We start from the raw sequence: 681 nt of genomic DNA, 5'->3' as shown, positions 1-681 counted from the left end.
CCGCATCATGAAGCGCGCCGGCGGTGGGTTCGATCCGGCCTACAACGGCCAGACGGCGATCGACGACGCGGCCCACATCATCGTGGCCGCTGAATTGGTCAACTGCGCGGCCGACGCGGGCGAACTGCCCAGGATGCTGGGCGCGGTGCATGAGACCCTCGGTGCCTACCCCGCGCAGACGCTGGCCGATGCGGGCTACCGCAGCGAGGTTGTGTTCGAGGCACTGGGTGAGCGCACGGATTTAATCGTCGCGCTCGGGCGCGAAGGCAAGGCGCACGTCGCCATCAATGCGGCCAGCCTGCCGTACACCGCGGCAATGGCCGCGAAGATGGGCACCGAGCCAGCACGCACGGCCTACGGGCGACGCAAGTGGTTGGCCGAGCCGCCCAACGGCTGGATCAAGAGCGTCCTCGGGTTCCGACAGTTCAGCCTGCGCGGTCTGCACAAAGTGCAAGCCGAGTGGAAGCTCGTGTGTATGGCGCTGAACCTGCGGCGGATGGGCGCAATGCAGGCCGCTTGAGCGGCGCCAGCGACCTGGTGTGCGGATTCTGCATAGCCGCCTTGTGCACGCATGCTGGTCTCGAGCGCAGCGCGGCCCCGGCTTGCAGCGCCCGACGACGTCGCGTCGCCTGAGTTGACCTCATTTAACCGCTGCAAACCGTCTGCCGCCCAGACTCCTAG

Annotated in this window: 1 protein-coding gene; it reads left to right on the top strand. The window is 67.4% G+C overall.

The features are described from left to right. A partial coding sequence (locus tag DID96_RS37930; RefSeq protein ID WP_148094546.1) for a transposase occupies positions 1 to 520 on the top strand: 520 nt, incomplete at its 5' end. Positions 521 to 681: the final 161 nt, after the last annotated feature.

This window comes from Burkholderia sp. Bp8963 (genome assembly GCF_003854275.1).
Lineage (GTDB): Bacteria > Pseudomonadota > Gammaproteobacteria > Burkholderiales > Burkholderiaceae > Burkholderia.
This window is presented reverse-complemented; position numbering and strand designations above follow the sequence as displayed.